Here is a 25,440-nt window from a genome sequence, read left to right on the forward strand (position 1 = left end):
GCATTCATCCAACGTTCCCCTGCTTTATCAGGAAGACCACAATCATGAAGAAGATTCAGGCCATTTCGCTCGCCGCCATGCTCTCTTTCGGTTCGGCCGCCGCATTTGCGGGCGGTGCGGGCGGTGTGGGCGCGCCGTCGTCCACCACATCGGCGGTGGGCGCAGCGGGCGTCGGCTTTGGCGCTTCGGCACTCACGTCGAACTCGACCTCGTCGGTCAACGGCAGCTTCACTTCGGCGTTGACGGTGCCGGGCCATATCGACGCTACGGTGTCGCAAGGCAACCAGTCGTTCTCGAACGCGAGCCTCACGTTCGGTTCGAGCTACACGACGCAAAACGGTAACTCGCAGACCTACGGCCAGACGGCTAACGGCTACGTCGGCCAGACCGGCACGACGACCACGAACCAGAATTCGTCGACGCTCGGCTTCACGAGCGCCACGCAGTCGGGTTCGCAGAACTTCAACTCGTCGGTGATCAACACGTCGTTCGACGGTTCCAGCGGCAGCTACGGCGGCTCGGGCTTCACGTCGAACGCGACCGCGAACGGCACCGGCACGGCCAATGCGGACGGCGGCGTCGGCATCGTCGCAGCGGGCGGTTCGGGTTCGCTCACGGGCGGCATGCACTGGTAATCCGAACGGGTCAGCCGTTCACTAGCGCGTCGGAGAGGGGGCGCTGCCCCCTTTCCGTTCACGGAGAGAAGAATGAGCAAGCTGAAACAAAAAATTGCCGTTGCCGGGGTGTTGCTGTTTGCAGGCGCCGCGTGGGCGCAAACCACGCCGACGATGACATCGGGGACCACGTCCGCGTCGAGCCAGACGAGCACCGTTTCCAATACCGTCGTGCTGCCGAGCGGCGGTGCGTCGGACGTCACGTATCACGGCGCCTACGATGTGCGCACGACGCCCACGGTTTATGCGCCGGCCTTGACGGCCTCGGTGACCGAGACCTGCTGGGGCAGCATTTCCGCTGCGGTGTCGGTGGTGGGTGTGGGCGCGACGGCCGCGGGCACCATCAAGGATATGGACTGCAACAAGCGCCTGAATGCAGCCGTGGCATGGCGCATGGACCGCAAGGACATTGCGTTCAACATCATGTGTCAGGAAGACGACTTCCGCGAGGCTGCCGCGCTGACCGATCATCCTTGCGGCGACAATCGCAAGGTCGCGAACAACGATGGCGCGCCCGTGCAATTGCGTAGTGCCGATACGAGCCCGGATCCGAAGGTTCAGGAGCCGACCGACCCGTTCGTGCGCGAACGCGAGCACTTGCCCGCCGTGCCGCTTGCACAGGCTCTTGTGTCTTCGGCCCATTGAGTCCCGCAAGGCTGAAGAGAAGAGGGCGCGCTCCTGTTCTCTCCAGCTATCCCGGCGAGATACGATCGATTCGGTATCCTATGTTCCTGTTTCCTTCGACCTTGCCTGACTGATCGCGCGATGGCGCAGGAAAAGTGAGCGGGCGCGCAAAAGCGTGCCGCCACGGGCACGCTTTGTTCTGGGACGACGCAGCGGCGAACTCGCGCGCGGAACGCACACGCGCGCGATTACGCGCTCACGCTACCGTTTCCGCCTGATGCAGGCGCGGCAGCAACCGGTCGAATTCGCGGCGCACGAGCCCGTAGCACTCGCAGGCGCGGGCTTCGAGGCCCTCACGATCGAGCACGCGGATATGGCCGCGGCTGTGATGGATCAGGCCTTCGTCGTGCAGCTTGCCGGCTGCTTCGGTAATGCCTTCGCGGCGCACGCCGAGCATGTCGGCGATCAGCTGCTGCGTGACGCTGAGATCGTTGGAAGCCACGCGGTCCACTTCGATCAGAAGCCAGCGGCACAGTTGCTTGCTGAGCGAGTGGTGACGATTGCACGCGGCGGTCTGTGCAACCTGCGTGAGCAGCGCGTGCATATAGAGCAGCATGAGGCGGCGCAGGAAGTCCGAGCGCGCGAATTGTTGCTTGAGGGCTTGCGCGCTCATGCGATAGGCGAAGCCCGCGCATTGCACCTGCACGCGGTTCGGCATCGTTTCGCCGCCCGTGAGCACGGGCACGCCCGTCATGCCTTCGCGGCCGACCGCCGCGATTTCGACTGAGCTGCCGTCTTCCATCGTCGAGAGCAGCGAGACGATCGCGGTAGTCGGAAAGTACACGTGATGAATGCGCTGGCCGGAATCGCAGATCAACTGTTCGGTGCGCAGATGAACGAGTTCGAGGTGCGGGGCGAGAGTCTGCCATTCATGCGACGGGAGGGCGCCCAGCAAATGGTTGCCGTGAAGATCGGATTGAAGGGTTAACATGACTGGTCCTCGTGCGAAGCGGCGCGAGCCGCCTCCTGTTTTTTGATTCCGTTCGCCGAACTCGTTGTTGTCTGCCGTTTCCCGTGCGGCTTTTGTGTTCGTCGTGCCGGCCCCATAGTCCCGCTTGTTCGTGCTTGTTCGTGCCTGGTCCCACTCGCCCGCGCTTGCGTGCGCGGCATCGTTCGTCCGCATCAGCGCTCGTGTGGCGATCTCTCTTTAGCAGGGTGTGTGCCAGCCGGTGCGGAATCACGCATTCAAGCGGCTGAGCGCGAGGCGGCCATGCGGCAGCGCGGCGTAACGCCGCATTTTTGTTTCAGTTTTGTACGGCGAATATGCGGGCCGTCGCGCTGCGCACCACCCTTTTGAAAGCAGTAAGCCAATGATTTGATTGAATTATTTCCGCTTGCGACAGGGGAATTCAAAAATGGCTCCTGGTTGAAACATGCATCCGGGGCGACTCGGGCAGCGACCCAAAAAACAAGCGTTTTTGATTCAGTTCTGTTGCAGCGCAGACGCAGCCGCGTGAGCAGCTTTGCCGTGCGCTCGCCAGCGCGCATGCGGTCAGTGTGGGTATGCGTACAGATTGGTATGCCGAGGTTTGCTCCAATGAGGTCCGTAAAAAGTCTCAAAGCTTTTTGAGGCTGGAGAGGTCCGGGAGGCGCGTGACGCTTCGGCCGAGCCCGCCGGCAGGCAGGCAGGCCCGGCGTTCGTCGACGTGGCCCGACGTATTTCAACGGGGAGCTCACTGCATGAATCAGCTCGTGACGCCTGCCGGCTTGATCGCGGCAGCCAATGAACCCGAAGTCGCGCTCATCGTTCAACCCGTGGTGCTGGCCGGGGGCTCGGGCACACGGCTTTGGCCGCTCTCGCGCGAGCATTGCCCGAAACAGCTGATCGATCTTCTCGACGGCGAGTCGCTGCTCGAAGCCACGATGCGGCGGCTCGACGGGGTGTATGCCAAGGCGGGCGCGGCAATCCGTAAGGCCGCGCCTGTCGTCGTGAGCAGCGAGGAACTGCGGCTCATGACCGTCGACCGGCTCGGCCGCAGCGGCACGCCCGCTCGCGTCGTACTCGAACCGGTTGCGCGCAACACGGCGCCTGCGCTGACTGTGGCGGCGCTGGCGGCGCGCGCCGGGCACGAGGCGGCACTTGCCCGCGAAGGCTCGGGTGCCGTTTGCGACAGCGACCCCGTGCTCATCGCCATGCCGGCGGACCACCTGATCGCGGACCGCGCGGCGTTTGCCGCCGCGCTCGAAGAAGCGGTCGGGTACGCGGCGCGTGGCGCGATCGTCACGCTGGGCGTGCCGCCGCAGCGCGCGGAGACCGGCTACGGGTACATCGGCGCGGGGGCGGCGCTCGGCGCTGGCGGCGCGCGCGTGATCGAGCGCTTCGTGGAAAAGCCCGGCGCCGAACTCGCGGCGAGTTACGTGGCCTCGGGCGACTACCTCTGGAATAGCGGCATTTTCGTGGTGCGCGCATCGGTCTGGCTCGCCGCGATCGCGCATTGCCGGCCGGCTATCGCGGCGCAATGCGCGGCGGCGTTCGAGGCGGCCGCAATCGACGCCGACGGCACCGTGCATCTCGATGCCGCGGCGCTCGCCGCGTGCCCGTCCGATTCCATCGACTACGCGGTGATGGAGTCGCTGGGCGCCAACGCGCGGCTCGCGGGCGTGGTCGTGCCGCTCGTGGCCGGCTGGTCCGACGTGGGAGCGTGGGACGCGGTGTGGCAGGTGTCGAACAAGGACGAGAGCGGCAACGTGGCCCGCGGGCGCGTGATGTTCGAAGACGTGACCGACACGTTCGCGCATTCGGACGGACGGCTCGTGGCCTGCGTGGGCGTGCACGGTGTGGTGGTAGTCGAAACGGCCGACGCAGTCCTCGTCGCGGCGAGGGATCGCGTGCAGGACGTGAAGGCGATCGTGGGCAAGCTCAGGCAGGAGCGCAGCGCGGTCGCGCAGCATCACCGGCGCGTGGAGCGGCCGTGGGGCTGCTACGACTCGCTCGATCAGGGCGAACGCTTCCAGGTCAAGCGCATCGTCGTGAAGCCGGGTGGCCGGCTGTCGCTGCAGATGCATCATCACCGCGCGGAGCACTGGACCGTGGTGCGCGGCACGGCGCGCGTCACGCGCGGAGAAGAGGTTTTCCTGCTTGCGGAGAACGAATCGACCTACATTCCGCTAGGCGTAAAGCACCGGCTGGAGAATCCGGGCAAGACGCCGCTCGAGATCATCGAGGTGCAGTCGGGCGGTTATCTGGGCGAAGACGATATCGTGCGCTTCGACGATGAGTACGGCCGGATATAACGTTGAATAAGCACAACGTTGAAAATCACGACGTTGGGCCGCGCGCGAAAAGCGTGCGCAGACGAAACATGCGCGCCGGCATCCCTGCATATGCACAGCCAGGGACTGCCGATTGATCTGAAGCCAATTGAAAGCGTGTCGATTGAAGTAAGTGGGCGATTCATACGATCGCCTTACAAAAACAGCAGCGCAAGGGCCGACGTAACACGCGTAAATACGAACAAGATGCGTGCGCGCAAGCATCATGTCAGGAGATATCCTGGCTGGCGAATTATGCGAAGCGCATGGCAACGTAACACCTAAGTTCGACGACGCACGAGGGCCCGCGCAGTATCCGGCAAACATGGGCGATAACGCCCACATCGGGGGGGTAGGGTCATGGAACTGGGGAACAAGGAACGCTCGCTCGTCAGCAAGGTGATGGACGGGCTGATTGCAGGCATCGTCGAGGAGCGGTATGGCGCAGTGCTGCCACCGCAGGACATCCTCTCAAAGGAGTTCGACGTGAGCCGCACGGTGATGCGCGAGGCGCTCTCCATGCTGCTCGCGCGTCACATGCTCGACGTGCGGCCGAAAATAGGTACGCGCATCCGGCCCATGCGCGACTGGCGCATGATCGACGAGGACGTCGTGAACTGGCGTTTCCGTTCGAAACCGGACAAGACGTTTTTGCGCGACGTGATCGAATTTCGCGGCCTGATCGAACCGGCGGCCTGCGCGCTCGCGGCCACGCGCGCGAGCGCGGCGGAGATTGCCGGCATTCGCGAGGCGTTCGAGGCGCTGCGCCAGACGAGCACCGACGATCCGAATTTCCAGACCGCCGACGCGCTTCTGCACACGCGCATCCTCGCGGCGAGCGGGAATCAGTTTTATCAGCAGATGGCGGCGATCATTCGCGGCGCGCTCTCGCTCGTGAATCCGATTCTCAACACGCGTGACGGCGGCTGGAACAACGTCGTAGCAGCGCATGGGCGCATCGTCGAAGCGATCGAGCGTCGCGCGCCGAAAGAGGCCGAAGCGGCCGCGCTCGCGATGATCGAATACACTGCCGACGAACTTACTCGCGCGCTCGCGCCCGAGGCGTTGGAGCAGCGCTAAGGCCGTTCGCAGCGTCGCTTCGCTCGCGTCAATCCGCTCGCTGCGCGCGGATTGACGCGAGCGCATTGCGGCGCGCTGCGCGGGCCGGTATCGTGCGTGTCTTTGGGTGCGCCGCGCGTGACGTACGTGTCGTACGTTATGCGGCGGCCCTTGACCTCACAGCCGGAGCACGCAGCACATGAGCGAAACACAAACGATACGTTGGGGCATCGTCGGCGCGGGCCGCATTGCGCACCGCTTCGCGCAGGGCGTCGCGCACGTGCCGCATGCACGCGTCGAAGCGGTCTGGTCGCGGCGCGCGGCAACTGCGCAGGCGCTTGCCGCTTCCTGCGGCGCGAAGGCGTGCGAAAGCGTGGATGCGCTCTTCGCGAGCGGCATCGACGCCGTGTATATCGCGACGATGCAGGACAGCCACGCCCAATACGCCATTGCCGCGCTCGAAGCCGGCCTGCCCGTGCTGTGCGAAAAGCCCGCCACCGTAAATGGCGCGCAGTTCGAACGCGTCCTCGACGCGGCGCGCCGCGCGCAACGCCTCTTCATGGAGGCGATGAAGCCGCCGTTTTATCCCCTCTATCGAAAGTTGCGCGCGCAACTAGATGCCGATCCCATCGGACCGGTCGGTCTCGTGCGCGCGGGTTGTTCGGTGGCCAGCGTGCCCGCCGACCATCCCTCGCTTTCGTTCGAGCAAGCGGGCGGGGCGCTGCTCGACATCGGCGTGTACGAAATGTTTCTTGCCGTCGACTGGCTCGGCGCGCCGCGCGAGGTGCAGACCGTCGGGCGTCTTGGCTCGACTGGCGTAGATACCTTCGCGAGTCTGAACTGCCAGCATGAGCGCGGCATCGCGCAGTTGTTCTGCGGGCTCGATCTGCACGGCTATGGCGACGCGCTGCTGGCGGGGCCGCTCGGCAACGTGACGATACACGCGAACTGGTGGAATCCGGCGCGCGCGTCGGTGCGTTATGTGGATGGCCGCGTCGTCGAACTCGACGAGCCGTTCGAGGGCGGCGGCCTCAACTACGAGACGGCGCACTTCTGCGAGCTGCTGCGCGCGGGCGCGCTCGAAAGCCCGGTGATGACGCACGACACCTCGCGCCGCATGCTCGCCGTGGCCGACGCCGCACGAGCGGCACTCGGACTGCGTTTCCCCTGCGAGTGACAAACCCGGTAGCGGCCCGAAAGCGACACGGCCCGCATGTGCGGCCCGTGTATGAAAACGCGCGCGAGGTCAGGGACGTAAAGTCAGTGGCGTGAAGGCAGCGCGAGGCGCCTTTCGTACCAGTGCTGCACCCATTCGAGCACCTGGCAGAGCACCCAGTACACGGCGGCGGCCGCGAGATAGAGCGGCAGCGGCTGATACGTCGAAGCGATGATTTCCTGCGCGCTGCGCAGCAGTTCCGTCACGGTGATGACCGAAACGAGCGACGTGTCCTTGATGAGGCTGATGAGACTGTTCGAGAGACTCGGCACGGCGATGCGCAACGCCTGCGGCGCGATCACGTAGCGCAGCGTCTGCGTGCGCGAGAGGCCGAGGCTATAGGCCGCGAGCCACTGTCCGCTATGAATGCCGAGAATCGCGCCACGCATGCTCTCCGAGAGATACGCCGCCACGTTCGCGGAAAGCGCGATCACGCCTGCGGGCGTCGGGTCGAGCGAGATGCCGACGCTCGGCAATCCGTAATAAATGACGAAGATCTGCACGAGCAGCGGCGTGCCGCGCATCAGGCTCACATACACGCGCGCGATGAACACGAGCGCGCGGTTCGAGCTGATGCCCATGAGCGCGAGCACGGCACCGCCGATGAGCCCGAAGATCATCGAAAGCACGGCGAACTTGACCGTCAGCACCGCGCCCTGTGCGAGCACCGGCAGCGACTGGATGATGAGCGTATAGATGGGCATGGGCGTAGGTATCGAATTGAAGTGGCGCGTTTTGCAATGGACGCACATGCGCGAAGGGCGGCATCGTGCGATGCCGCCCTTCGCGTCAGCCGGACTGTGCGGCGCTCTGGATCATTGCCGGATCATTGCGAGATCGGCTTGGTCACGTCGATGCCGAACCACTGGTCCGAGATCTTCGTGAAGGTGCCATCGGCTTCGAGCTGCGTCATCGCGTCGTCGATCGCCTTGGCGAACTTCGGATTGCCCTTCTTGAACGGGATGGCCGACGGGTTGCCGGCGCCGACCGTCGCGCCCGTGCGCAGCGGCAGCTGCGAGTTTTTCATCAGGTAGGCGAGCATCAGGCGATCGTTGAGCGCCGCGTCGAGGCGGCTCGCTGCGAGGTCACGCAGATATTCAGGCGCGCCCGGATAGGTCTTCACGTCGATGCCCGGGACCGACTTGGCCATGTCCATGTAATTGGTGCCGAGGCCAACGCCGAGCTTCTTGCCCTTCAGGTCGTCGAGCGTCTTGAACTGGCGTGTGTCGTCCTTGCGCTGGATGAGCTGCGCGGCCGAGTACGTGTACGCCGGCGAGAAGTCGAGCACGGCCTTGCGCTGGTCGGTCACGCCGACCTGGTTCACGATCACGTCGAACTTGCCTGCCTGAAGGCCCGCGATGATTCCGCTCCATTCGGTCGTGACGAATTCGGGCTTGAGGCCCATTTTCGCGGCGACCGCCTTGGCGATGTCGACGTCATAGCCGACCAGCTCGCCGTTGGGCGCCTTCGAGTTGAACGGGGGAAACGTGCCTTCGAGACCGATGCGCAGCGTGCCGCGTGCCTTGACCTGGTCGAGCAGGTCATCGGCGTGGGCGCTGGCTGCGACGAACGATGCGCCAACGATTGCAAGTGCAAGGAGTTTTTTCAGCAAACCGGATTTCATGTTTTCCTCTTGTTCTGCTGCTGCGATTCTGGTGCTAGCGCACAGCGCCTCCGATGCGCCATGACTAGCGTGCAACTATAGCTTTACGCGCGGCCCGAGGCCAGCGCCCGCGCACATTCGGCGACGAGCGCCGGGCCCCGGTAGATGAAGCCCGTATAGACCTGCACGAGGGAAGCGCCGGCCGCGATCTTCTCGCGCGCGTCGTCGCCCGAAAAAATGCCGCCCACGCCGATGATCGGCACCTCGCCGCCCAGCTCGGCGCGCAGCTTGCGGATCACGTTGTTCGAGGCATCGAACACCGGGCGCCCCGAGAGGCCGCCCGTTTCGTTCGCATTTGGCATGCCTTCCACCGCCGCGCGCGAGAGCGTGGTGTTGGTCGCGATCACGCCTTCGATCTTGTGGCGCAGGAGCGTGTCGGCGATTTCCTTGACCTGCTCGTCGTCGAGATCGGGCGCGATCTTGAGCGCCAGCGGCACGAGCTTGCCGTGCATGTCGGCCAGACGCTGCTGCTTGTCCTTGAGCGCGGCGAGGAGGGCGTCGAGTTCGCCGCCGCCTTGCAGCTGGCGCAGATTCTTCGTGTTCGGCGACGAGATGTTGATCGTCACGTAGCTCGCGAACGGATAGACGCGCTCGAGGCAAAAGAGATAGTCGTCGGCGGCGCGCTCGATCGGCGTGTCGGCGTTCTTGCCGATGTTCAGGCCGAGAATGCCGCGATAGCGCGCGGCCTGCACGTTCTTCACGAACTGCTCGACGCCGTGGTTGTTGAACCCCATGCGGTTGATGATGCCACCCGCCTGCGGCAGCCGGAAAATGCGCGGGCGCGGATTGCCCGGCTGCGGGCGCGGCGTCACGGTGCCCACCTCGATGAAGCCGAAGCCGAGCGCGGCGAAACCGTCGATCGCCGCGCCTTCCTTGTCGAGGCCCGCGGCGAGCCCCACCGGGTTGCGGAAGGTGAGGCCCATGACGGTGCGCGGCGAATCGGGCACGCGCGGGGCGAGCAGGCCAGCCATGCCGGTGCGGCCGGCGGCGCCGATCATGCGCAGCGAGAGGTGATGGGCGTCTTCGGCGTCCATGCGAAAGAGCTGGTCGCGGACGAACGGATAAAGGGTGCTGAACACGGGAAGAAGGCGCGGGCGCCAGAAAATGGGAACCCGCTATTTTAGCGGCAACGCGGGCCGTGGGCGATGCGCCGGGGGCTCAGGCTTCGGGCGTGAGGGCGGCCCATGCGCCGTCGAAGAGGCCTTCGAGCGGCTGGAAGCGCGCCTTGTAGGCCATTTTCGGACTCTCGCGGATCCAGTAGCCGAGATAGACGTAAGGCAGCTGAAGGCTGCGGGCCTGCTCGATCTGCCAGAGGATGTTGTAGGTGCCGTAACTCGTGTGGAGCGTGTCCGGGTCGAAGAACGTGTAGACCGAGGAGAGCCCGTCGCCGAGGATGTCGATCATGCTCACCATGCACAATACGCCGGGCTCGTCCGGATGCGCGGGGTCCGGCTCGCGGAATTCGACCAGTCGTGAGTTGATCCGGCTTTGCAGCAGAAACTGCTCGTACTGGTCGCGGCTGTCGCGATCCATGCCGCCGCCGGCGTGGCGCGCGGACTGATAGCGCATGTAGAGCGCGTAGTGTGCCTCGTCGTAGTGCAGCGGCGCGACTGTGGCGACGAGCGCGCCGTGCCGCTTCCACGCGCGGCGCTGCGTGCGGCTCGGCGTGAAGCGCTCGACCGGCACGCGCACCGGCACGCACGCGCGGCAACCGTCGCAGTAGGGACGATAGGTGAACACGCCCGAGCGCCGGAAGCCGGCCTTCACGAGATCGGTATAGACGTCGGAGTTGATGAGATGACTAGGCGTTGCCACCTGCGAGCGCGCGATGCGCCCCTCCAGGTAACTGCAGGGGTAGGGCGCCGTTGCATAGAATTGCAGCGCGGAAAGCGGTGAAAGCGGCAGCTCGTTTGGATGCGTCACGTTGGCAGCTCTCGTAGCAGTTCGGATCGTCGCGTGGCGCGCGCGTGGCGCACCCAGCCGCGCGCGCAAGCCTTGCCAGACACACGGCGCGCCGCACGTGGCGTGCCAGGGAAGGCAAGTCGGCGACGGGTTCTCCATCGAGTCTAACATTGACGCCGAACATGTATCCATCGAATTGCGTGGGCTGTAGCAAGCGCGCACGCGGGGGCATGCGTCGTCCATGTGCCACTCATTTGCCGCTCGCCGGCAAATCACGCGGCGGGCAAGAACTCGTCGGGCGTGCCTCTACCGCCGAGCAGATCGCCGAGCACGGCTTTGTCGAATTTCCAGGGAATGGGCGCGGCGTTTACGTGCGTGCGCACATGGGTGATGAACGCCTTGCGCGAGATTTCGCGCGCGCCGAGCGAGGCGAGATGCGCGGTGTTCTGCTGGCAATCGATCAACTCGACGCCGTGGCGGCGCAGATGCGCGACGAGCGCCGCCAGCGCGATCTTCGAGGCGTCGGTGACGGAGGCGAACATCGACTCGCCGAAGAACATCGTGCCGAGCGCCACGCCGTAGAGTCCGCCCACACGCTCGCCGCCGAACCAGGCCTCGATGCTGTGCGCATCGCCCACGCGGTGCAGGGTGGAGTAGGCGTCGATCACGTCGCCAGTGATCCAGGTGCCGCGCTGGCCGCGCCGCGGCGCGTTCGCGCACGCGCGCATCACGGCGGCGAAATTGTTGTCGACGCGAATTTCCCACGCGTCTTCACGCAGCACGCGCTTGAGTGTTTTCCTGAACGAGGGCGAGACCTTGAATTCGTCGGGGCGCAGGATCATGCGCGGGTCGGGGCTCCACCAGAGCACCGGCTGCCCGTCGGAGTACCACGGGAAAATGCCGCGCCGGTAGGCGTCGATGAGGCGTGAGGGGAGCAGATCCGCGCTGGCGGCGAGCAGGCCTGGCGCGCCGCTCGACGCGCCGAGTGCGCGCTCGACGGCGGGAAACGGTTCGTCGGGCGAAAGCCAGGGGACCATCGTCGCGGGCGCAGTCAGGAGAACGATCAGCCGTCGCGCAGTGAGCGCAGGACGTCGCCGGTGTGCAGCCCGAAGTTGCCCGACTGGCGATCGGCGAAGAAACAGCGCAAGGTCTGCCCGACCGTTGGGAACGCAATGTCGTCCCAGGGAATCTCGTGCTCTTCGAAAAGCCGCACTTCGAGGCTTTCCTCGCCGGCTTCGATGTCGATGTCGAGCAGGCGCGCGAGATAGAACAGATGCACCTGGTGCACGCGCGGCACGTTCAGGAGCGAAAAGAGGTTCTGCACCTCGACGCGCGCGCCGGCTTCCTCGAGTGTCTCGCGCGCCGCGGCTTCGGCGGTCGTCTCGCCCATCTCCATGAAGCCGGCGGGCAGCGTCCAGTAGCCGTAGCGCGGCTCGATTGCGCGGCGGCACAGCAGCACCTTGTCTTCCCAGACCGGAACCGTGCCGACCACGTTGCGCGGGTTCTGATAGTGGATGGTGCCGCAGTGTGAGCAGACGTAGCGCTCGCGATTGTCGCCGGGCGGAATGAGCAGGCTGACCGCCTGACCGCAAGTCGAACAGAATTTCATGGGCACGATAGGGGGATGGGTGATGCGAGTTTATCACCGCTCAGTGCCATCGCTCACGTGCCCTCACGTGTCGGTACGGAGCGACCGAAGAAGACGGCGAGAACGCCGCGCCGTGAAGACTGTAAACGGAAAAAGGGTTGCAGGCCGATGACCTGTAACCCTTTCGAATTCTGCTGGTTGCGGGGGTAGGATTTGAACCTACGACCTTCGGGTTATGAGCCCGACGAGCTGCCAGACTGCTCCACCCCGCGTCCGTCGAAGAAAAGATTATATGGCAGTTCGCGCCGCGATGCAACAACAATTGACGAGCGCCTTTCCACGCGTTTGCAAAATGTTTGCAGGACGCGCGCAATCGCTTCCTGGACCGTCAGGATAGAATCGGGGCTCGGTCGGCGCAGTGCACGCTCTTCGCGACGTTCACGCTGCGCCTTTGCCTTCTACAGCGCACTGCGCTTCATTTGCCTCTTCCATGGACATTCCCCTCGATCTGCAATCGATAGCTGCTCAGGAGCACGCGCTGGTGTTTCCCCGTTTCGACGCCGATCGCGCCTGGCAGCTCGGCTCGCATCTGCATGAACTCGCGCGCGCTCGCGCGCTGCCCGTCGCCATCGACGTGCGCACCTTCGGCCAGCAGCTCTTCTTCTGCGCGCTGGACGGCGCCACGCCCGACAACGCCGACTGGGTGCGCCGCAAGTCGCGCGTCGTCGAGCACTTTCGGCGCAGCTCCTATGCGATCGGCTTGCGCATGCAGCAAACCGGCACGACGCTTGCCGAAAAGCACGGCCTGCCCATTACCGATTTCGCGCCGCATGGCGGTTCGTTTCCGCTCACGGTGGCGGGTGCGGGCGTGATCGGCTCGATCACGGTCTCGGGCCTGCCGCAGCGCTTCGACCACGAACTGGTGGTCGAAGCGCTCTGCGCGCAACTCGACGTCGACTACGCGAAGCTCGCGCTCGCGAAGGTCTGACACGATGCGCATTCCTCCATTCTCAGCCTGGACCTGGCTCGTCATCGCGATCGTCGCGGAAGTCATCGCCACTTCTGCGCTGCGCGCTTCGGATGGCTTCACGCGGCTCGTGCCGTCGGCGATCGTCGTGGTGGGGTATGGCATCGCGTTTTACGGGCTCTCGCTCACGTTGCGCAGTTTGCCTGTGGGCATCGTCTATGCGGTGTGGTCGGGCGTGGGCATCGTGCTCATCACGCTCGTGGCGATGGCGCTCTATCGGCAAGTGCCCGATCTTCCGGCCGTGCTCGGGCTCGGCCTCATCGTGGCCGGCGTGGTCGTGCTGAATCTGTTCTCGAAGATGCAGGCGCATTGAAAGACGGCGGCTGAATCGGCCCGCGGTGGTCACCGCATCGGCCACATTGGCGCCAGACACTGCGTCTCGCGCGTAACATGGCGGGTTACCGCCGTGCGCCGCGTCGTCCCCCGGCGGCAGTGCGTTCTGCTGATTTTCCCCACTGGGGCTGGATATGATCATTCGTTTTCCCGCCGACGCGCCGCTCTATCGCGACGCCAATCTGACCGTGGTCTTTCCCGCACTCGTCGACGGCACACGCGTACCCTGCGCGATTTCCGTCGAGGCGCTCGAGGACCATTTCGGCGCGCTGCCCGCGAATCGTGACGCGTGGATGCAGGCGTTCGACGCCGGCCGTTCGCGCATCGAGGCTGTGGCACGCGCTCATCTCGAACTCAGCAATGGCACGCCGGTGTTGCTCAAGAGCGGTCACTTTCCGCCCGGGCGCTTGTACTCGTAGGCTTTTACTCGTAGTAGGGCACGCCCGCTCGGGCGCCACTGAATTTTCGGTTTCCGCAACCGTCTAGCGTCGCCATGGGCATTGTCGAACGCAAAGACCGCGAGCTACACGCAAAGCACGCAGTGCGCGCGCACGACCAGCGCGAGCGCATCCTCGACGCTGCGCGCCGCATCGTCATGAGCGAAGGCCTCGTCGCGCTCTCCATGCGCAAGATCGCCGACGCGATCGGTTATTCGCCTGCGTCCCTGTATCTATATTTCGCCGGCCGCGACGAGATCGCCGAGGCGCTCGGCCGCGAAGGTTACGCGCAGTTGCTCGCACAACTCGAGCCGCTCGCGTTGATCGCCGATGCACGCGAGCGGCTTCATGCGCTCGCGCACGCATACGTGGCATACGGCTGCGACCATCCGCAGACTTACGGACTCATCTTCATGGCGCACAAGGTGCGCTCTGGGCACGTGGGGCCGGCCGCCCGCCGTCAGCGCGACGCGCGTGATGCGGCCGATGCGGCTGGCGCGCCGGAAGCGGGCGACGCGCTCGCCTGCGGCGCGCAGCTCTTTGCCGCCACGCTGTCCGTGCTGACGCCTGCGAGCGGGGCGCGTATCGAAGGCACCCTGCTTGCGCAGTCGCTTTGGGCAACGCTGCACGGCATGGTGATGCTCACGCTCGCGCGCGCTGGCTCTCAGCAAGCGGCGCCCGGTCCGTTGATCGACGCCACGCTCGATGCCTGGTTCGGCGCGCGCGCCGCTGCGGCTACGTTGCCGGGCGCGCAAGCGCCCGGTGTGGCGTCGTGATAGCCTCAAGGAAGTCTGTGATCGCGCCTCGCCCCATTCAGGCGCCGCTCATCGTTCTGCCTTGCCAATCGCCATGTCACACGAAGCCAACGCAAGCCCGACCGCTGCCGATGCCGACTCGTATGTGCTTACGCGCGTAGCGAACCGCATCGGCTATATCGAGCTCGAGCGCCCGCAGGCGCTCAATGCGCTCACCACCGCCATGGTCCGCACGATGCACGCGGCGCTCGAGCGCTGGCGCGACGACGCGGGCGTGCTCGCCGTGATCGTGCGTACGCGCCACGCGCGCGCGTTCTGCGCTGGCGGCGACATTCGCTTTCTGTACGAGGCGTACCGTGCCGGCGAGCAGGCGGCGCTCGACACGTTTTTCTCCGACGAATATCGCCTCAACCACGCCATCTTCACCTTTCCGAAGCCGTACATCGCGATGCTCAACGGCGTGGTCATGGGCGGTGGCATGGGCATCTCGCAGGGTGCGCATCGTACGGGCGGCCTGCGGCTCGTGGGTCCAACCACGCGCATGGCGATGCCGGAGACGCGCATCGGCCTCTTTCCCGATGTCGGCATGGGCTGGTTCCTTGCGCGCACGCCTGGCGCGATCGGCCGGTATCTTGCAGTGACGGGCGAGACGCTCGATCAGGCCAGCGCGGTTTATGCGGGTCTGGCCGATGCGTCGCTCGACGAGTCCGCTTGGCCAGCGCTGCTCGATACGCTAGAGAGCGAGCCGTTTGCGAGCGGCGCGGAAGTGGTCGCGCGCATCCGGCAGGCGGCCCTGCCCGCGCCCGACTTGCAGCGCCTCGCCGAAGGTTCTTCTCTGGCCACGGTTCGCGGCTGGATCGACCGGCATTTCTCGCTCGCCGATGTGCCCGCCATGCTGGCTTCGCTCGAAGCCGCTCGCGACGCGGGCGCAGGCGAGCAAGCGCAATGGGCCGGGCAGATGGTGGACGTCCTGCGCGAGCGTTCGCCGCTTTCCATGGCGGTGTCGCTCGAGGCGGTGTCGCGCGCGGAAGGCACGATGGCCGACTGCCTGCGCCGCGACCTCGACCTCACGCGCTCGAGCTTCGCGATTGGCGACGTGATGGAGGGCACACGCGCGCGCATCATCGACAAGGACAATCATCCGCGCTGGCGCTTCGCGAATATCGAAGACGTGCGCCGCGACGACGTCGAGCGGATGTTCGAGAGTCCCTGGAGCTTGCTGGAGCACCCGTTGCGCGAACTCATCGGTTGAGCTGGCTGGCGCGAGGGAAGGGCGGGAGAAGTGTGAGGGTAAAGCGCGGCGGGAAAACTCGGGCCGCGCATCGCGCACGGCCCGCGGGCAGGGTCAGTCTTCGACGGTTTCGCTCATGAACGCGCGCATGAAAACCAGCGCGCCCCAGCCCCACATCGCATTCGAGGCGAAGCCCGTGGCAAGCCGCGGCAGCATGTTGCCCGTTGGCCAGATGCCGCGCAGCGGATCGACGACGAACACCATCGCCGCGGTGAGCACGATGCCGCCGAACACGAAGGCCTGAACCCACGGCGCGGGCCGCGAAGGCGACACGCGCAGCAGCCACGCCATCAGCACGGCCCAGATGGCGCTCCAGATCGCATTCACGAGGAACTCGGGCAGCCCGAGCGGCAGGAACGGGTCCGTCGAAAATCCGGCCGCGTCGGTGACCTGCGCGGCATGCAGGAGCGCGAGCGTCGGCTCGCGAAAGAAGAGCGACGCCAGAAAGCCGGATACGAACGGCAGAATCAGTTTTTGCATGGAATCTTGCGAGAGCTTGCTTGGACTCGCTGCGCAATGAGCCTTTTGGAGCGTTGTGCGCGCGGCGTGCCGGTGTTTTTGTGGGTGCGTGCGCCATTATATCGGCGCGCGGTGCGCGCGGTGCGCGCGGTGCGCGTGAGGCGCACCGTACGCTAAAGCGTCGGGTAAAGCACGAAAGTGGAAAACCTAAGCTCAAAAAAATCGTTCTAAAGGGTGCGAGCCGTCCCTAGACTGGTTCCCCATGAAGACGGCGCCGCCGTCGCCGGGCGCTCTCGCGAGGCGCACGGGGAACGCGCCGGCGCATTCCGTCTGCTGTCGAATCCTTTCATTGAGCCACGAGCGGTGCGTTCGTTTGCGCGGCGTGCCCGCGCCCAGTCGCTAGCCGGCAGTCACCCGATTCGTGTTTCGAAATGCCACGCAGGAGCAATGCATGAATGTGTTCTGGTTCATCCCGACCCACGGCGACAGCCGCTATCTGGGCACGACCCAGGGCGCGCGCGCGGCCGATCTCGCGTATTTCCAGCAGATCGCCGTCGCCGCCGATACGCTCGGCTATGAAGGCGTCCTGCTGCCCACGGGCCGCTCGTGCGAGGACGCGTGGGTCGTGGCGTCGAGCCTCATCGCTGCGACGCGGCGCCTGAAGTTTCTCGTGGCGATCCGCCCGGGCCTCTCGTCGCCGGCGCTTTCCGCGCGCATGGCCGCCACGTTCGACCGGCTTTCCAATGGCCGCCTGCTCATCAACGTCGTGACGGGCGGCGATACGGCTGAGCTGGAAGGCGATGGCGTCTTCGTCGATCACGATACGCGCTACGAAATCACCGATGAGTTCCTGCATATCTGGCGCAAGCTGCTCGTGGCATCGCACGCGAACGAGACGATTGACTTCGAGGGGCGCCATCTGCGCTCGTCAGGCGGCAAGGTGCTGTATCCGCCGGCGCAGCATCCGCATCCGCCGTTGTGGTTCGGTGGCTCGTCGCCAGCCGCGCACGCCATGGCGGGCGCGCACATCGACACCTATCTGACGTGGGGCGAACCGCCCGAAGCCGTCGCGCGCAAGATCGCCGACATTCGCGCGCGTGCCGCCGAGCATGGCCGCACGATTCGCTTCGGCATTCGCCTGCACGTGATCGTGCGCGAGACCGAAGACGAAGCGTGGGCCGCCGCCGACAAGCTCATCAGCCACCTCGACGACGAGACGGTTGCACGCGCCCAGACCGCGTTCGCGAAGATGGATTCGGAAGGCCAGCGCCGGATGGCCGCGCTGCACGGCGGCAAGCGTGGCACGCGCAAGGATCTCGAGGTTTATCCGAACCTGTGGGCGGGTGTGGGTCTCGTGCGCGGCGGAGCGGGCACGGCTCTCGTCGGCAATCCTGAACAGGTGGCTGCGCTCATGAAGGACTATGCGCAGCTTGGCATCGAGACGTTCATTTTGTCCGGCTATCCCCATCTCGAGGAATCCTACCGGTTTGCGGAACTCGTGTTCCCGCTGCTGCCGGGTCGCACGGCGAAGGGCGCGGGCGGCCCGCTTTCGGGGCCGTTCGGCGAAGTGGTCGGCAATCACTATCTGCCGAAAGTGAGCCAGAGCTGAGGCGCTGGAGTAAGGCAGCAATCGTGGAGGACGCAACGATGACGCAATCCGTAGTAACGGCTGCTCCCGCGCGCGATTGCGCGAGCCCAGGCGGCGCGCTGCGCATCGCGCGGGCAATCGTACGGGCGAGCCGGCCGCGGCTCGCGCCCTGGCTCGTGCCGCTGGCGGTGTTGGTGATTTGGGAGATCGCCGCAAGGAGCGGCGCGCTCTCGACGCGCGTGCTGCCCGAGCCGCTCGACGTGGTGCGGGCGGCCTGGTCGTTGATCGAGTCGGGCGAAATGTGGGCGGACGTGCGCGTGAGCACGTGGCGGGCGCTTTCGGGGTTCGTGATCGGCGGCGGCATTGGACTCGTGCTCGGGCTGGCTACCGGGCTTTTCGAGCCGGTTGAAACCGCGCTCGATTCGACCGTGCAGATGGTCCGAAATATTCCGGCGCTTGCCATGATTCCGCTCGTGATTCTCTGGTTCGGCATTGGCGAGGAGGCGAAAGTATTTCTCGTGGCGCTGGGCGTGTTCTTTCCCGTATACGTGAACACGTTCCACGGTATCCGCTCGGTGGACGCCAATCTCGTAGAGATGGCGCGCAGCTACGGGCTCAAGGGTTTCGCGCTCTATCGCGAGGTGATCTTGCCGGGCGCGTTGCCTTCGATTCTCGTCGGCGTACGCTTTGCGCTCGGCCTGATGTGGGTGACGCTGATCGTCGCAGAAACGATCTCCGCGCAGTCGGGCATTGGCTACATGACGATGAACGCGCGCGAATTCCTGCAAACCGATGTGGTGGTGGTCGGCATCCTGCTTTATGCGGCGCTCGGCAAGCTCGCCGACTGGCTTGCGAAGTGGCTCGAGCGCGTGGCGCTGCGCTGGCATCCCGCCTATCAACAGGAGAGCGAAGCATGAGCGCAAGTCAATTGGCGCCGAACTACGGCGTGGGGCGCGATGGTTTCGAGCGCGTGCAGGCGAGCGACCGGAACGACAAGGCGCAAGCGGCGCGCGAGGGCGTGGCACGGCGTACGCATTCACGTGAGGGGGACGCCGCCGTCGCCCTTCGCGGCGTGGGAAAACGCTACGGCGAGCGCGCGGTGCTCAGCGGCTTCGACCTTGCGATCGAGCGCGGCAGTTTTGTGTCGATCGTCGGACGCAGCGGTTGCGGCAAGTCCACGTTGCTGCGCCTGATCGCCGGCCTCGAAACGCCGGACGAGGGCGCGGTGGAGAGGCGCAGCGCAGGTGGCTCGGCGCTCGATACGCGCATCATGTTTCAGGATGCGCGTCTCTTGCCGTGGAAGACCGTCTTGCAGAACGTGATGCTAGGCCTCGGGCGCAGCGCGCGTGACGACGCCCGCGCGGTGCTCGACGAGGTGGGCCTGCTCGCGCGCGCCGACGAGTGGCCCGCGCGGCTCTCGGGTGGCCAGCGCCAGCGCGTGGCGCTCGCCCGCGCGCTCGTGCATCGTCCGAGCTTGTTGCTGCTCGACGAACCGCTCGGCGCACTCGACGCGCTGACGCGCCTTGAGATGCACGCGCTGATCGAGCGCCTGTGGCGCGAGCATCGCTTCACCGCGCTGCTCGTGACGCACGACGTGCACGAAGCCGTCGCGCTGGGCGACCGTATTCTGCTCGTCGAGGCGGGGCGCATCGCGCTCGATCAGAGCGTTCCGCTCGAGCGCCCGCGCGCGCGTGTCGACGCACGCTTCGCCGCGCTCGAGGAGAGCGTGCTGCAGCGCGTGCTCGGCCAGGGCCCACAGCAAGCCGCCGGTCGGCCATCTGGCGCAGTGGCCTGAATCATTCATCAGGAATCCTCTTGTTTAAACCCGAACTCACGGAGCCGAACCTATGAGCATTACCGCCATCAACGTGCGCAACCAGTTTCGCGGCAAGATCAAGGAGATCATTCGCGGGCCCGTTGTTTCGGAAGTCGATGTCGACACGGCATTCGGCATTGTCACCTCGGTCATCACCACGCGCTCGATCGACGAACTCGAGTTGAAGGTTGGCTCGGAAGTGGTCGCGCTGGTGAAGTCGACGGAGGTGTCGATCGCGCGCCTGTGAAGCGTGCTGGCGCGTCGGCGCCGCCCGCGAGTCGCGGCGGGTGGAAGTGCTAGCATGAACCGTCAGCAGAAGAGGAAAGAGGCGAACATGGAGCCGAAGGGCATCGACATGGGCGACTACCAGGAGCGCTACAAGGACTACGACATCGAAGTCGCGGTCGAGCAGGTGCTCACGGGCGTGAAGGCGCACTATCGCGTGCTGCAGGGCGATACAGTCGTGGAGGACTGGCAACTCGTGCATATCACGCGCCTCTGGTCCACCGAGCACGCGGCGGCGGAGGCGGGCTTCGAAGCGGCGCGCGCGTGGATCGATGCGCGCGGCACGCAAGCGCACTAGCGTTTGCCTTGCGAACCCGCGGTAGGCGACTGGCTTGCCCGGCGCTCTGCCTCGGCGAACATGTCGCGTAGTTGCTGGCGCTCCGCGCCGCTCAAATATGCGGCGGCAGCCGGCATGGTGAGGACCAGGTGCAACGTGAGGTTGCCGCGCACGCCGTTGCGGTCCGCGAGCCCAAGACCGGGCAGACGGATTGGCGTGCGCGAATTCGTGTTCGCCGGAATTTTCACTTCGAACGTGCGGCCGAGGACCATTGCCTGAACGCCGCCGCCCAACATGGCCGTCACGCAGTCGATTTGAAGCTCGCAAGCGAGATCGAACCCATTGCGCGTGAAGCCCGGGCCGCAAACGATGGAGACCGAGAGCGTCGCGTCTCCCGATGGGCCGCCGTTCACGCCGGGGTGGCCGCCGCCAGTCACCACCAGACGCTGACCGTCCCATGCCCCGCGAGGAATCTCGACCAATTCCGACTTGCGCCATGTCTTCATGCCGGTGCCATGACATTGTTCGCAAAGCGCGCCGCGATCTTCCTGTTCGCACGCAGGACACGGACCTTTGACAGGGTAGTGGGCTTGAACGCCGCCGCCATTGATGGCGACTTCGAGCGGCACGAATAGCTCGACGAGGCAGTTTGCGCCGCGCATGGGCGGGGCCGCGCGGCGCTGGCGCGGTTGAGCTTCGCCGTTGCGGGGCGGGTTGGCCGGATTTGCGGCGCCAGTTGTCCTGGCCGTTGGCGCGACGCGCCTGCCGCTCAGAATCTCGAAGGCTTCCTGAATGAGCTTGAACACCGGCTCGACTGCCGCCTCGCGACCCTTGTTGCGGTCGGGGTGGTACTTCGCGCGCAGTTGACGGTAGGCGCGCTTGATCTCTGCCGGCGACGCAGTCTCCGGCAGTTGCAGCCGCCTGTAGTATTCCTCGAAGCTCAAAGGCGTTCCTGGGTGTCTCTCGTGCACAGACGCAAAAAAGCCCGCAACCAGTGCGGGCTCATTTGTTCACTGCTGAATTCTTTGGGGTGGCTGATGGGACTCGAACCCACGACGACAGGAATCACAATCGAGTCGTCGAACAGCAAATTCAGGTTAAAAATCAAAGCCCTGTAGTTTTGATTTCGGAATATGCCCCCCTTTATCGACCCAGCACTGGCGCGGGTTTGCGACGAGGTGTTCCGAAAATCTTGCGGCATTTTACCCTCATTCAGTAGCGCTCGCGCGCCTCACTTTCCGGCGGTCGTAGTGCTTGTGTGTCGTGCTCGGATTCGCGTGTGCGGCGAAGTCGTAGGCATCGGCGTCGCGCGCCTCGAGCTTCGCGGTGATGGCGGCCGGGCGGACGTCCGACAGGGCGAAATACGCCGGATGCTCGACCAGCTTGAGTTCGACGCCATCGGCCTTTTCGCCGCGGCGCTGCGCGGCCTCGCGCTTGGACTTCGCTTCGAATTCGCGCGCGATCGCAGGATCGAACTCGCCGATGTACGCATACATGGCGTCCTGCCATACCGAGGTCCAACCGCTTTTCGAATACGCCTGGCCGCGCCGGTTTGGGAACAGGTAGATGCTCGCCACTTTGCGGTCACGTTTCGCGCGCTCGACGACCGCGCGAAGGCGCATGGACCACTCGCGCAGCTTGACCGTTTGCGCCTCGCCTTTTTTCGCTTTGCCGAGATGACGCGCACGCCGGCTTCGGTCAGGCCCGACATATGGAACGGCCGCACTTCTGCTGCGCGAAAGCCTGTGGGGTACGTGAACATGGCCGCGACGCCCATCGTGCGGTATGCCTGCTGCTGACGCACAGACCATAGGTAGAACGGGACGATCTCCGCTTTTGTGACGGTGCGCACGTCTGGGTCGCCCTGGTTGAGCATCATTCCGACGAACGGATTGATATTCGGTTTTGAAGCGGTCGATCGCATCCGCAACCGAGCCCGCGATGATTTGACCTTCCTGCACGTCGACCGCGCGTCGCTTTGCGCGACGCTCCGCCTCATGGATCGCAGTTCGATCGCCGCGCGCCGCAGTTTCGAACGTCTCGCTGCGGCCGTCGGGGAACTTGTACCGGAACGACACTTTGCGCACGCCGGTGCGCTTGTACAGCCGGTCGATTCCGGTCGTGTCGTTCTTACCGGCGGCTTTAGGCGAATGCTTGGAGGTTCGGACCATTGTCATATTTCGTTGCTTTGGTATCGGTGCTGAGTCCAAGCTTCAGATCGCGGAACGCGCGTGCGACCTTGGGAATGCCGTTGCGATCGATGACGAACTTCCAGCGGTTGTCGGAAAGCCAGTTGATCATCCGCGTGCGCTGGTTCGGCTTGCAGCCGATGAGGTCGGCGAGTTCGGTCGAGGTCAGGTAGTCGCTCATCGTTTGCTCCATCTGCTACTTGCCTTGAGTGTTTCGGTTCCCGTCTATGGGAGTGCGGTTGCCTGTTACATGCATAGCGACAGCATCGGCCATGTTATTATTTTCTTTCAAATTGAAAGAAAGGAGACTGCTGATGGGTTGGAACATGCGCTTTACCGACTACCGTGGTTATGACCTTCATTCGGAAACTCTTGAGTGCCCCAATGAAATGTGGGTTTGGCGCGCCAAAGTGAGCAGGGGCACAGAACGCGACATTGCTTCGAGTCAAGACCTGGAGACGAGCCACAGTACTCGGGACGATGCGGAAAGCGCCGGGTTCGCTTGGGGGCGCGCGATGGTCGACGAAATCTTGATGGGCTAGGCTCGTCGCGCTCATTTGCTGCCTCTATCGTGCCCTGCGTCGCTCGCCCTTCGCACAGATTTGTCCACAGTTTCTGTGGATAACTGCGCACTTACGCCAAAACCTAATTTTTTCGGCGCTGCTGCAGCAGGGGCGAGAGCGACGAGGATCGCGCGCGCGTCTGCCGGGTCGATGATGCGAATGTCGCCCCAGCCGTCCGGTTTTTCGGAGAGTTCGCGCAGCTTGGTCACGAGCTGTCGCTCAGTTGTTTCATATCCATCGTTTTCCTCGCCAGGAAGTAGCGCCTGAAGCTTGTGCTAGGATTTTCGGACCCACCAAAGGAGGTCGAGAATGGCCAAGCTGATTGCGACAGCGGAGCAAATCCAAGCTGAAATTCAGCGGCGGATCTCCGAGAGCACTGCGTTGGACGGCGACTGCAGAGATTGCAGGGCGCCGTCTCCAGTCCGGCTGGATCCGGACGAGAATGCGGAGTGCAACTGGACGGTCACAGTCTTTCCGGGCGTCGAGCCTGGCTGCCTCGACTTTGTGAAAGCGGTGACTCGCGAAGTAATGCGCGAATACGACTTGGCGTAAGTTCATGTTGGAATCAACTCGTCAGCTGCCGCGATGAACGCAGCCGCCGCTTCGCGGTTGATGGCGTTGCCGTAGGCGCGCAGTCGTCCCACTTGGGCGGGAGCCCCATGGGCCAGCTGGAATGTGCCGGGTTCAACTGGCCGCCACTTTCCATCCTGGCAGAGGAGCCAATCAGCAGCTCGCCAGAAGCCGTTAGTCGGGCCGGCTGCTTCAATTCCTCGAGGAGTGAAACCGCGTCGACGAGCGTCGTCCCGGCATGGCCCTTCTTCGCATGCGGCGATCGGTTCGCCGTCGCATTGCGCGTGTTGCTGCTGTCGTTCTTCACTGGCGTCGGCCAGCCCGCGAGCCGCGGCGCTGCCTGCCCCAACGTCAGTCCGAAGCCGTTGTTGCCGTGCTTCGTCGCGTACTCCTCGCGGCGCTCCTGCAGCCTCTCCATATCCGTGCACTCGAATTCCTTCGCCGCCGGCGTCGGCCATGACGCCAGCCACGCGACGCGTCCGAGCAATGAGTTCATTGCAACGTTCGGACACTCCGCGCCGTCCTTGTGATCGCGCGTCGTAGGTTACGTCCGTGGAACGCGCATAGTTGGGGTGTATTGATGACGGCGGAATTTCAGGCTTTCACTGATAGCGGTCTTGTGCAGATCGATGGGCTGACGCCACTTTTTCAGTTGATTTCGACGCTCGCGCAGACGTTGCAGTCCGAGTCGCTGGCAACGGTCTACAACAACGTCGGCACGCAGTACTACGCCACCTACTGGCATACCACCTTCACGTTCACCGCGAACAAATCCGCTTTTTGCCTTCACGGCAGATGGCGGAATGATGGTCACGCCGTGGAAGTTTTCGCAGTCGGGTATCCGGGCGGCGTTGGATCGATACTACGGGCGTCCAACCGAATCGACGCGCGGTGGCGACGAGGAGACGCGGCACTTCGTGCGCCTAAGAGATTCCGGGCATTTCATCCCGTGCGGGCCTGCGTCGCGTGAGACTCGACAGAAAAATTCAGGTTGACGAGTGGATTCTGGATGTCACTTTCCTGGATTGCCGCCAGGTCGAGCTGCTCGACGACTTTTCGGAATGCGGTCAATGCGCGGTCGAGGGGGATGTTGTTCCGGAGCCGCAATACGATCTGATTGTCGGGGCGTCGGAAGAGCCTGGTGTTTGAGGGATATTTTCCATTGGCATCCGGCTCGATGGGCGAGTGCCATATGCGAACGTCGGGTAGCTCTTCAGCTTCGGACTGTTCTTGGGTAACGTAACCGTCCTCCGCCCAGCCAAAAGTCGTAATCTGGAACTTGCGCCGCCCGGTTTCGGTTATCTTGCTGACGCAGGCTATTGACGATCCCAAAGTTCATGGGCCTGCGAGATGAATGCGTCGAACCCATCTTTATCTGAACCCGACACGCTGCACTTGTGTTCATCGACAAGAATGAGTTGTGGGAGGAGCGTCGCTTTACCCTTGTAGCCGATCTCGGCCTCTGCCGTGTAGCCTTCCGGCGTTATAACGACCTTCGTCTTCGCATCAAACTTCGGGGGGTTCTTCTTGCTACCGCGCTTTCGCCCCTCCGCCTGCATAAAAAGGGAGTGTCTGAATTTTTGTGTGCAAGGCAGATAAAAGCCTGCCGTCTGGCAGGCTCATCAATTGCATTCTACAAATGATTTCTGGTGAAGCGATCCTCGTAGAGGATCGCGAACTGGTTCATCGCGGCTTTCCAGTCATGCGCGGCACGGCTCCAGTCAGCCGTGATATTGCGCAAGGCCAGCCAGAGCAGTTTGGTCGCGGCCTCGTCCGTCGGGAAGTGCCCACGCGTCTTGACGATCTTGCGTA

At 64.5% G+C, this 25,440-nt stretch carries 33 protein-coding genes, 1 tRNA gene and 1 pseudogene; 17 read left to right on the forward strand and 18 right to left on the reverse strand.

Annotated features, from left to right (window positions below; genetic code table 11):
• The first annotated feature begins 44 nt into the window (after window positions 1-44).
• Window positions 45-635 carry a hypothetical protein gene (locus tag M3I54_RS11705; protein ID WP_254335946.1) on the forward strand — a complete coding sequence of 197 codons (591 nt, stop codon included), beginning with the start codon at window positions 45-47 and terminating at the stop codon, window positions 633-635.
• A gap of 72 nt (window positions 636-707) precedes the next feature.
• Window positions 708-1,319: a hypothetical protein gene (locus M3I54_RS11710; protein ID WP_254335949.1), complete on the forward strand. Its 612-nt coding sequence runs from the start codon at window positions 708-710 to the stop codon at window positions 1,317-1,319.
• A gap of 235 nt (window positions 1,320-1,554) precedes the next feature.
• On the opposite strand, the gene M3I54_RS11715 is transcribed toward M3I54_RS11710, so the two are convergent.
• Window positions 1,555-2,289, reverse strand: coding sequence for a Crp/Fnr family transcriptional regulator (locus M3I54_RS11715; protein ID WP_254335951.1), 735 nt, complete (start codon window positions 2,287-2,289; stop codon window positions 1,555-1,557).
• A 254-nt stretch (window positions 2,290-2,543) separates the two neighbouring features.
• Window positions 2,544-2,846, reverse strand: a complete 303-nt coding sequence (locus M3I54_RS11720) for a hypothetical protein (RefSeq protein WP_254335952.1) — start codon at window positions 2,844-2,846, stop codon at window positions 2,544-2,546.
• Window positions 2,847-3,038: 192 nt separating this feature from the next.
• Between M3I54_RS11720 and M3I54_RS11725 the strand changes: the two genes are divergently transcribed.
• The 3 genes from M3I54_RS11725 to M3I54_RS11735 all read left to right on the forward strand — a co-directional run bounded on the left by M3I54_RS11725 (window position 3,039) and on the right by M3I54_RS11735 (window position 6,846).
• Window positions 3,039-4,592 (forward strand): mannose-1-phosphate guanylyltransferase/mannose-6-phosphate isomerase, encoded by a 1,554-nt coding sequence (locus M3I54_RS11725; protein ID WP_254335954.1) that lies wholly within the window; start codon window positions 3,039-3,041, stop codon window positions 4,590-4,592.
• 378 nt (window positions 4,593-4,970) lie between these two features.
• Window positions 4,971-5,690 carry a FadR/GntR family transcriptional regulator gene (locus M3I54_RS11730; protein ID WP_254335956.1) on the forward strand — a complete coding sequence of 240 codons (720 nt, stop codon included), beginning with the start codon at window positions 4,971-4,973 and terminating at the stop codon, window positions 5,688-5,690.
• A 178-nt stretch (window positions 5,691-5,868) separates the two neighbouring features.
• Window positions 5,869-6,846 carry a Gfo/Idh/MocA family protein gene (locus tag M3I54_RS11735; RefSeq protein WP_254335958.1) on the forward strand — a complete coding sequence of 326 codons (978 nt, stop codon included), beginning with the start codon at window positions 5,869-5,871 and terminating at the stop codon, window positions 6,844-6,846.
• An 83-nt stretch (window positions 6,847-6,929) separates the two neighbouring features.
• Here M3I54_RS11735 and M3I54_RS11740 read toward each other — a convergent pair whose 3' ends face one another.
• The 7 genes from M3I54_RS11740 to M3I54_RS11770 form a co-directional block, all read right to left on the reverse strand.
• Window positions 6,930-7,589, reverse strand: coding sequence for an amino acid ABC transporter permease (locus M3I54_RS11740; RefSeq protein WP_254335960.1), 660 nt, complete (start codon window positions 7,587-7,589; stop codon window positions 6,930-6,932).
• Window positions 7,590-7,711: 122 nt separating this feature from the next.
• A complete protein-coding gene (locus tag M3I54_RS11745; protein WP_254335962.1) occupies window positions 7,712-8,509 on the reverse strand; it encodes a transporter substrate-binding domain-containing protein in 798 nt (265 codons plus the stop codon).
• Window positions 8,510-8,592: 83 nt separating this feature from the next.
• Window positions 8,593-9,627, reverse strand: a complete 1,035-nt coding sequence (locus M3I54_RS11750) for a quinone-dependent dihydroorotate dehydrogenase (protein WP_254335964.1) — start codon at window positions 9,625-9,627, stop codon at window positions 8,593-8,595.
• Window positions 9,628-9,706: 79 nt separating this feature from the next.
• Window positions 9,707-10,471: an arginyltransferase gene (locus tag M3I54_RS11755; RefSeq protein ID WP_254335966.1), complete on the reverse strand. Its 765-nt coding sequence runs from the start codon at window positions 10,469-10,471 to the stop codon at window positions 9,707-9,709.
• Window positions 10,472-10,722: 251 nt separating this feature from the next.
• The gene (aat, locus tag M3I54_RS11760; protein ID WP_254335968.1) at window positions 10,723-11,487 is read right to left on the reverse strand and encodes a leucyl/phenylalanyl-tRNA--protein transferase; all 765 of its coding nucleotides are present in this window, start codon (window positions 11,485-11,487) and stop codon (window positions 10,723-10,725) included.
• Window positions 11,488-11,513: 26 nt separating this feature from the next.
• Window positions 11,514-12,059: an NUDIX hydrolase gene (locus tag M3I54_RS11765; RefSeq protein WP_254335970.1), complete on the reverse strand. Its 546-nt coding sequence runs from the start codon at window positions 12,057-12,059 to the stop codon at window positions 11,514-11,516.
• 174 nt (window positions 12,060-12,233) lie between these two features.
• Window positions 12,234-12,310: transfer RNA gene (locus M3I54_RS11770), tRNA-Met, on the reverse strand.
• Window positions 12,311-12,528: 218 nt separating this feature from the next.
• Between M3I54_RS11770 and M3I54_RS11775 the strand changes: the two genes are divergently transcribed.
• The 5 genes from M3I54_RS11775 (at window position 12,529) to M3I54_RS11795 (ending at window position 15,842) form a co-directional block, all read left to right on the forward strand.
• A complete protein-coding gene (locus M3I54_RS11775; RefSeq protein ID WP_254335972.1) occupies window positions 12,529-13,026 on the forward strand; it encodes a heme-degrading domain-containing protein in 498 nt (165 codons plus the stop codon).
• A gap of 4 nt (window positions 13,027-13,030) precedes the next feature.
• Window positions 13,031-13,378, forward strand: coding sequence for a multidrug efflux SMR transporter (locus tag M3I54_RS11780; protein WP_042268604.1), 348 nt, complete (start codon window positions 13,031-13,033; stop codon window positions 13,376-13,378).
• A gap of 154 nt (window positions 13,379-13,532) precedes the next feature.
• On the forward strand, window positions 13,533-13,817 hold the full coding sequence (locus M3I54_RS11785; RefSeq protein ID WP_254335974.1) for a DUF1488 domain-containing protein: 285 nt from the start codon (window positions 13,533-13,535) through the stop codon (window positions 13,815-13,817).
• 74 nt (window positions 13,818-13,891) lie between these two features.
• Window positions 13,892-14,611: a TetR/AcrR family transcriptional regulator gene (locus tag M3I54_RS11790; RefSeq protein ID WP_254335976.1), complete on the forward strand. Its 720-nt coding sequence runs from the start codon at window positions 13,892-13,894 to the stop codon at window positions 14,609-14,611.
• Between the two features lie 73 nt (window positions 14,612-14,684).
• Complete coding sequence (locus tag M3I54_RS11795) at window positions 14,685-15,842, forward strand: enoyl-CoA hydratase/isomerase family protein (protein ID WP_254335978.1); 1,158 nt, start codon at window positions 14,685-14,687, stop codon at window positions 15,840-15,842.
• A gap of 93 nt (window positions 15,843-15,935) precedes the next feature.
• Here M3I54_RS11795 and M3I54_RS11800 read toward each other — a convergent pair whose 3' ends face one another.
• Complete coding sequence (locus M3I54_RS11800; protein WP_254335979.1) at window positions 15,936-16,361, reverse strand: hypothetical protein; 426 nt, start codon at window positions 16,359-16,361, stop codon at window positions 15,936-15,938.
• Between the two features lie 430 nt (window positions 16,362-16,791).
• On the opposite strand from M3I54_RS11800, the gene ssuD reads away from it, so the two are divergent.
• From ssuD to M3I54_RS11825, 5 genes are all read left to right on the forward strand, one after another.
• Complete coding sequence (gene ssuD, locus M3I54_RS11805; protein WP_254335980.1) at window positions 16,792-17,949, forward strand: FMNH2-dependent alkanesulfonate monooxygenase; 1,158 nt, start codon at window positions 16,792-16,794, stop codon at window positions 17,947-17,949.
• Between the two features lie 38 nt (window positions 17,950-17,987).
• Window positions 17,988-18,845, forward strand: coding sequence for an aliphatic sulfonate ABC transporter permease SsuC (gene ssuC / locus M3I54_RS11810; RefSeq protein ID WP_254335981.1), 858 nt, complete (start codon window positions 17,988-17,990; stop codon window positions 18,843-18,845).
• The gene (locus M3I54_RS11815; protein WP_254335982.1) at window positions 18,842-19,723 is read left to right on the forward strand and encodes an ATP-binding cassette domain-containing protein; all 882 of its coding nucleotides are present in this window, start codon (window positions 18,842-18,844) and stop codon (window positions 19,721-19,723) included. Before ssuC ends, M3I54_RS11815 begins: the two co-directional genes overlap by 4 nt.
• A 52-nt stretch (window positions 19,724-19,775) precedes the next feature.
• A complete protein-coding gene (locus M3I54_RS11820) occupies window positions 19,776-19,991 on the forward strand; it encodes a molybdopterin-binding protein (RefSeq protein WP_028204871.1) in 216 nt (71 codons plus the stop codon).
• An 87-nt stretch (window positions 19,992-20,078) separates the two neighbouring features.
• Complete coding sequence (locus M3I54_RS11825; protein WP_254336016.1) at window positions 20,079-20,327, forward strand: DUF6566 family protein; 249 nt, start codon at window positions 20,079-20,081, stop codon at window positions 20,325-20,327.
• Here the strand turns inward: M3I54_RS11825 and M3I54_RS11830 are convergent.
• From M3I54_RS11830 to M3I54_RS11840, 3 genes are all read right to left on the reverse strand, one after another.
• A complete protein-coding gene (locus M3I54_RS11830; RefSeq protein WP_254335983.1) occupies window positions 20,324-21,250 on the reverse strand; it encodes a DnaJ C-terminal domain-containing protein in 927 nt (308 codons plus the stop codon). The genes M3I54_RS11825 and M3I54_RS11830 overlap by 4 nt on opposite strands.
• 264 nt (window positions 21,251-21,514) lie before the next feature.
• Complete coding sequence (locus tag M3I54_RS11835; RefSeq protein ID WP_254335985.1) at window positions 21,515-21,928, reverse strand: hypothetical protein; 414 nt, start codon at window positions 21,926-21,928, stop codon at window positions 21,515-21,517.
• A 520-nt stretch (window positions 21,929-22,448) separates the two neighbouring features.
• Entirely contained in the window at window positions 22,449-22,676 is a 228-nt protein-coding gene (locus M3I54_RS11840; protein WP_254335987.1) for a DUF4224 domain-containing protein, read from the reverse strand.
• 133 nt (window positions 22,677-22,809) lie between these two features.
• Here M3I54_RS11840 and M3I54_RS11845 point away from each other — a divergent pair, with 133 nt between their 5' ends.
• Window positions 22,810-23,037 (forward strand): hypothetical protein, encoded by a 228-nt coding sequence (locus M3I54_RS11845; RefSeq protein ID WP_254335989.1) that lies wholly within the window; start codon window positions 22,810-22,812, stop codon window positions 23,035-23,037.
• An 11-nt stretch (window positions 23,038-23,048) separates the two neighbouring features.
• Here the strand turns inward: M3I54_RS11845 and M3I54_RS11850 are convergent, their stop codons facing one another.
• Window positions 23,049-23,267 (reverse strand): hypothetical protein, encoded by a 219-nt coding sequence (locus M3I54_RS11850; RefSeq protein ID WP_254335991.1) that lies wholly within the window; start codon window positions 23,265-23,267, stop codon window positions 23,049-23,051.
• A 100-nt stretch (window positions 23,268-23,367) separates the two neighbouring features.
• Here M3I54_RS11850 and M3I54_RS11855 point away from each other — a divergent pair, with 100 nt between their 5' ends.
• A complete protein-coding gene (locus tag M3I54_RS11855) occupies window positions 23,368-23,610 on the forward strand; it encodes a hypothetical protein (RefSeq protein WP_254335993.1) in 243 nt (80 codons plus the stop codon).
• Between the two features lie 13 nt (window positions 23,611-23,623).
• Here M3I54_RS11855 and M3I54_RS11860 read toward each other — a convergent pair whose 3' ends face one another.
• From M3I54_RS11860 to M3I54_RS11875, 4 genes and pseudogenes are all read right to left on the reverse strand, one after another.
• The gene (locus tag M3I54_RS11860) at window positions 23,624-24,046 is read right to left on the reverse strand and encodes a hypothetical protein (RefSeq protein WP_254335995.1); all 423 of its coding nucleotides are present in this window, start codon (window positions 24,044-24,046) and stop codon (window positions 23,624-23,626) included.
• Between the two features lie 126 nt (window positions 24,047-24,172).
• A complete protein-coding gene (locus M3I54_RS11865; RefSeq protein ID WP_254335998.1) occupies window positions 24,173-24,442 on the reverse strand; it encodes a hypothetical protein in 270 nt (89 codons plus the stop codon).
• A 128-nt stretch (window positions 24,443-24,570) separates the two neighbouring features.
• The gene (locus M3I54_RS11870; protein ID WP_254336000.1) at window positions 24,571-24,960 is read right to left on the reverse strand and encodes a hypothetical protein; all 390 of its coding nucleotides are present in this window, start codon (window positions 24,958-24,960) and stop codon (window positions 24,571-24,573) included.
• A gap of 301 nt (window positions 24,961-25,261) precedes the next feature.
• Window positions 25,262-25,440 (reverse strand): annotated as a pseudogene (locus tag M3I54_RS11875) (IS256 family transposase); the annotation flags it as partial.

Source organism: Paraburkholderia sp. CNPSo 3274 (genome assembly GCF_024206475.1).
GTDB lineage: Bacteria > Pseudomonadota > Gammaproteobacteria > Burkholderiales > Burkholderiaceae > Paraburkholderia.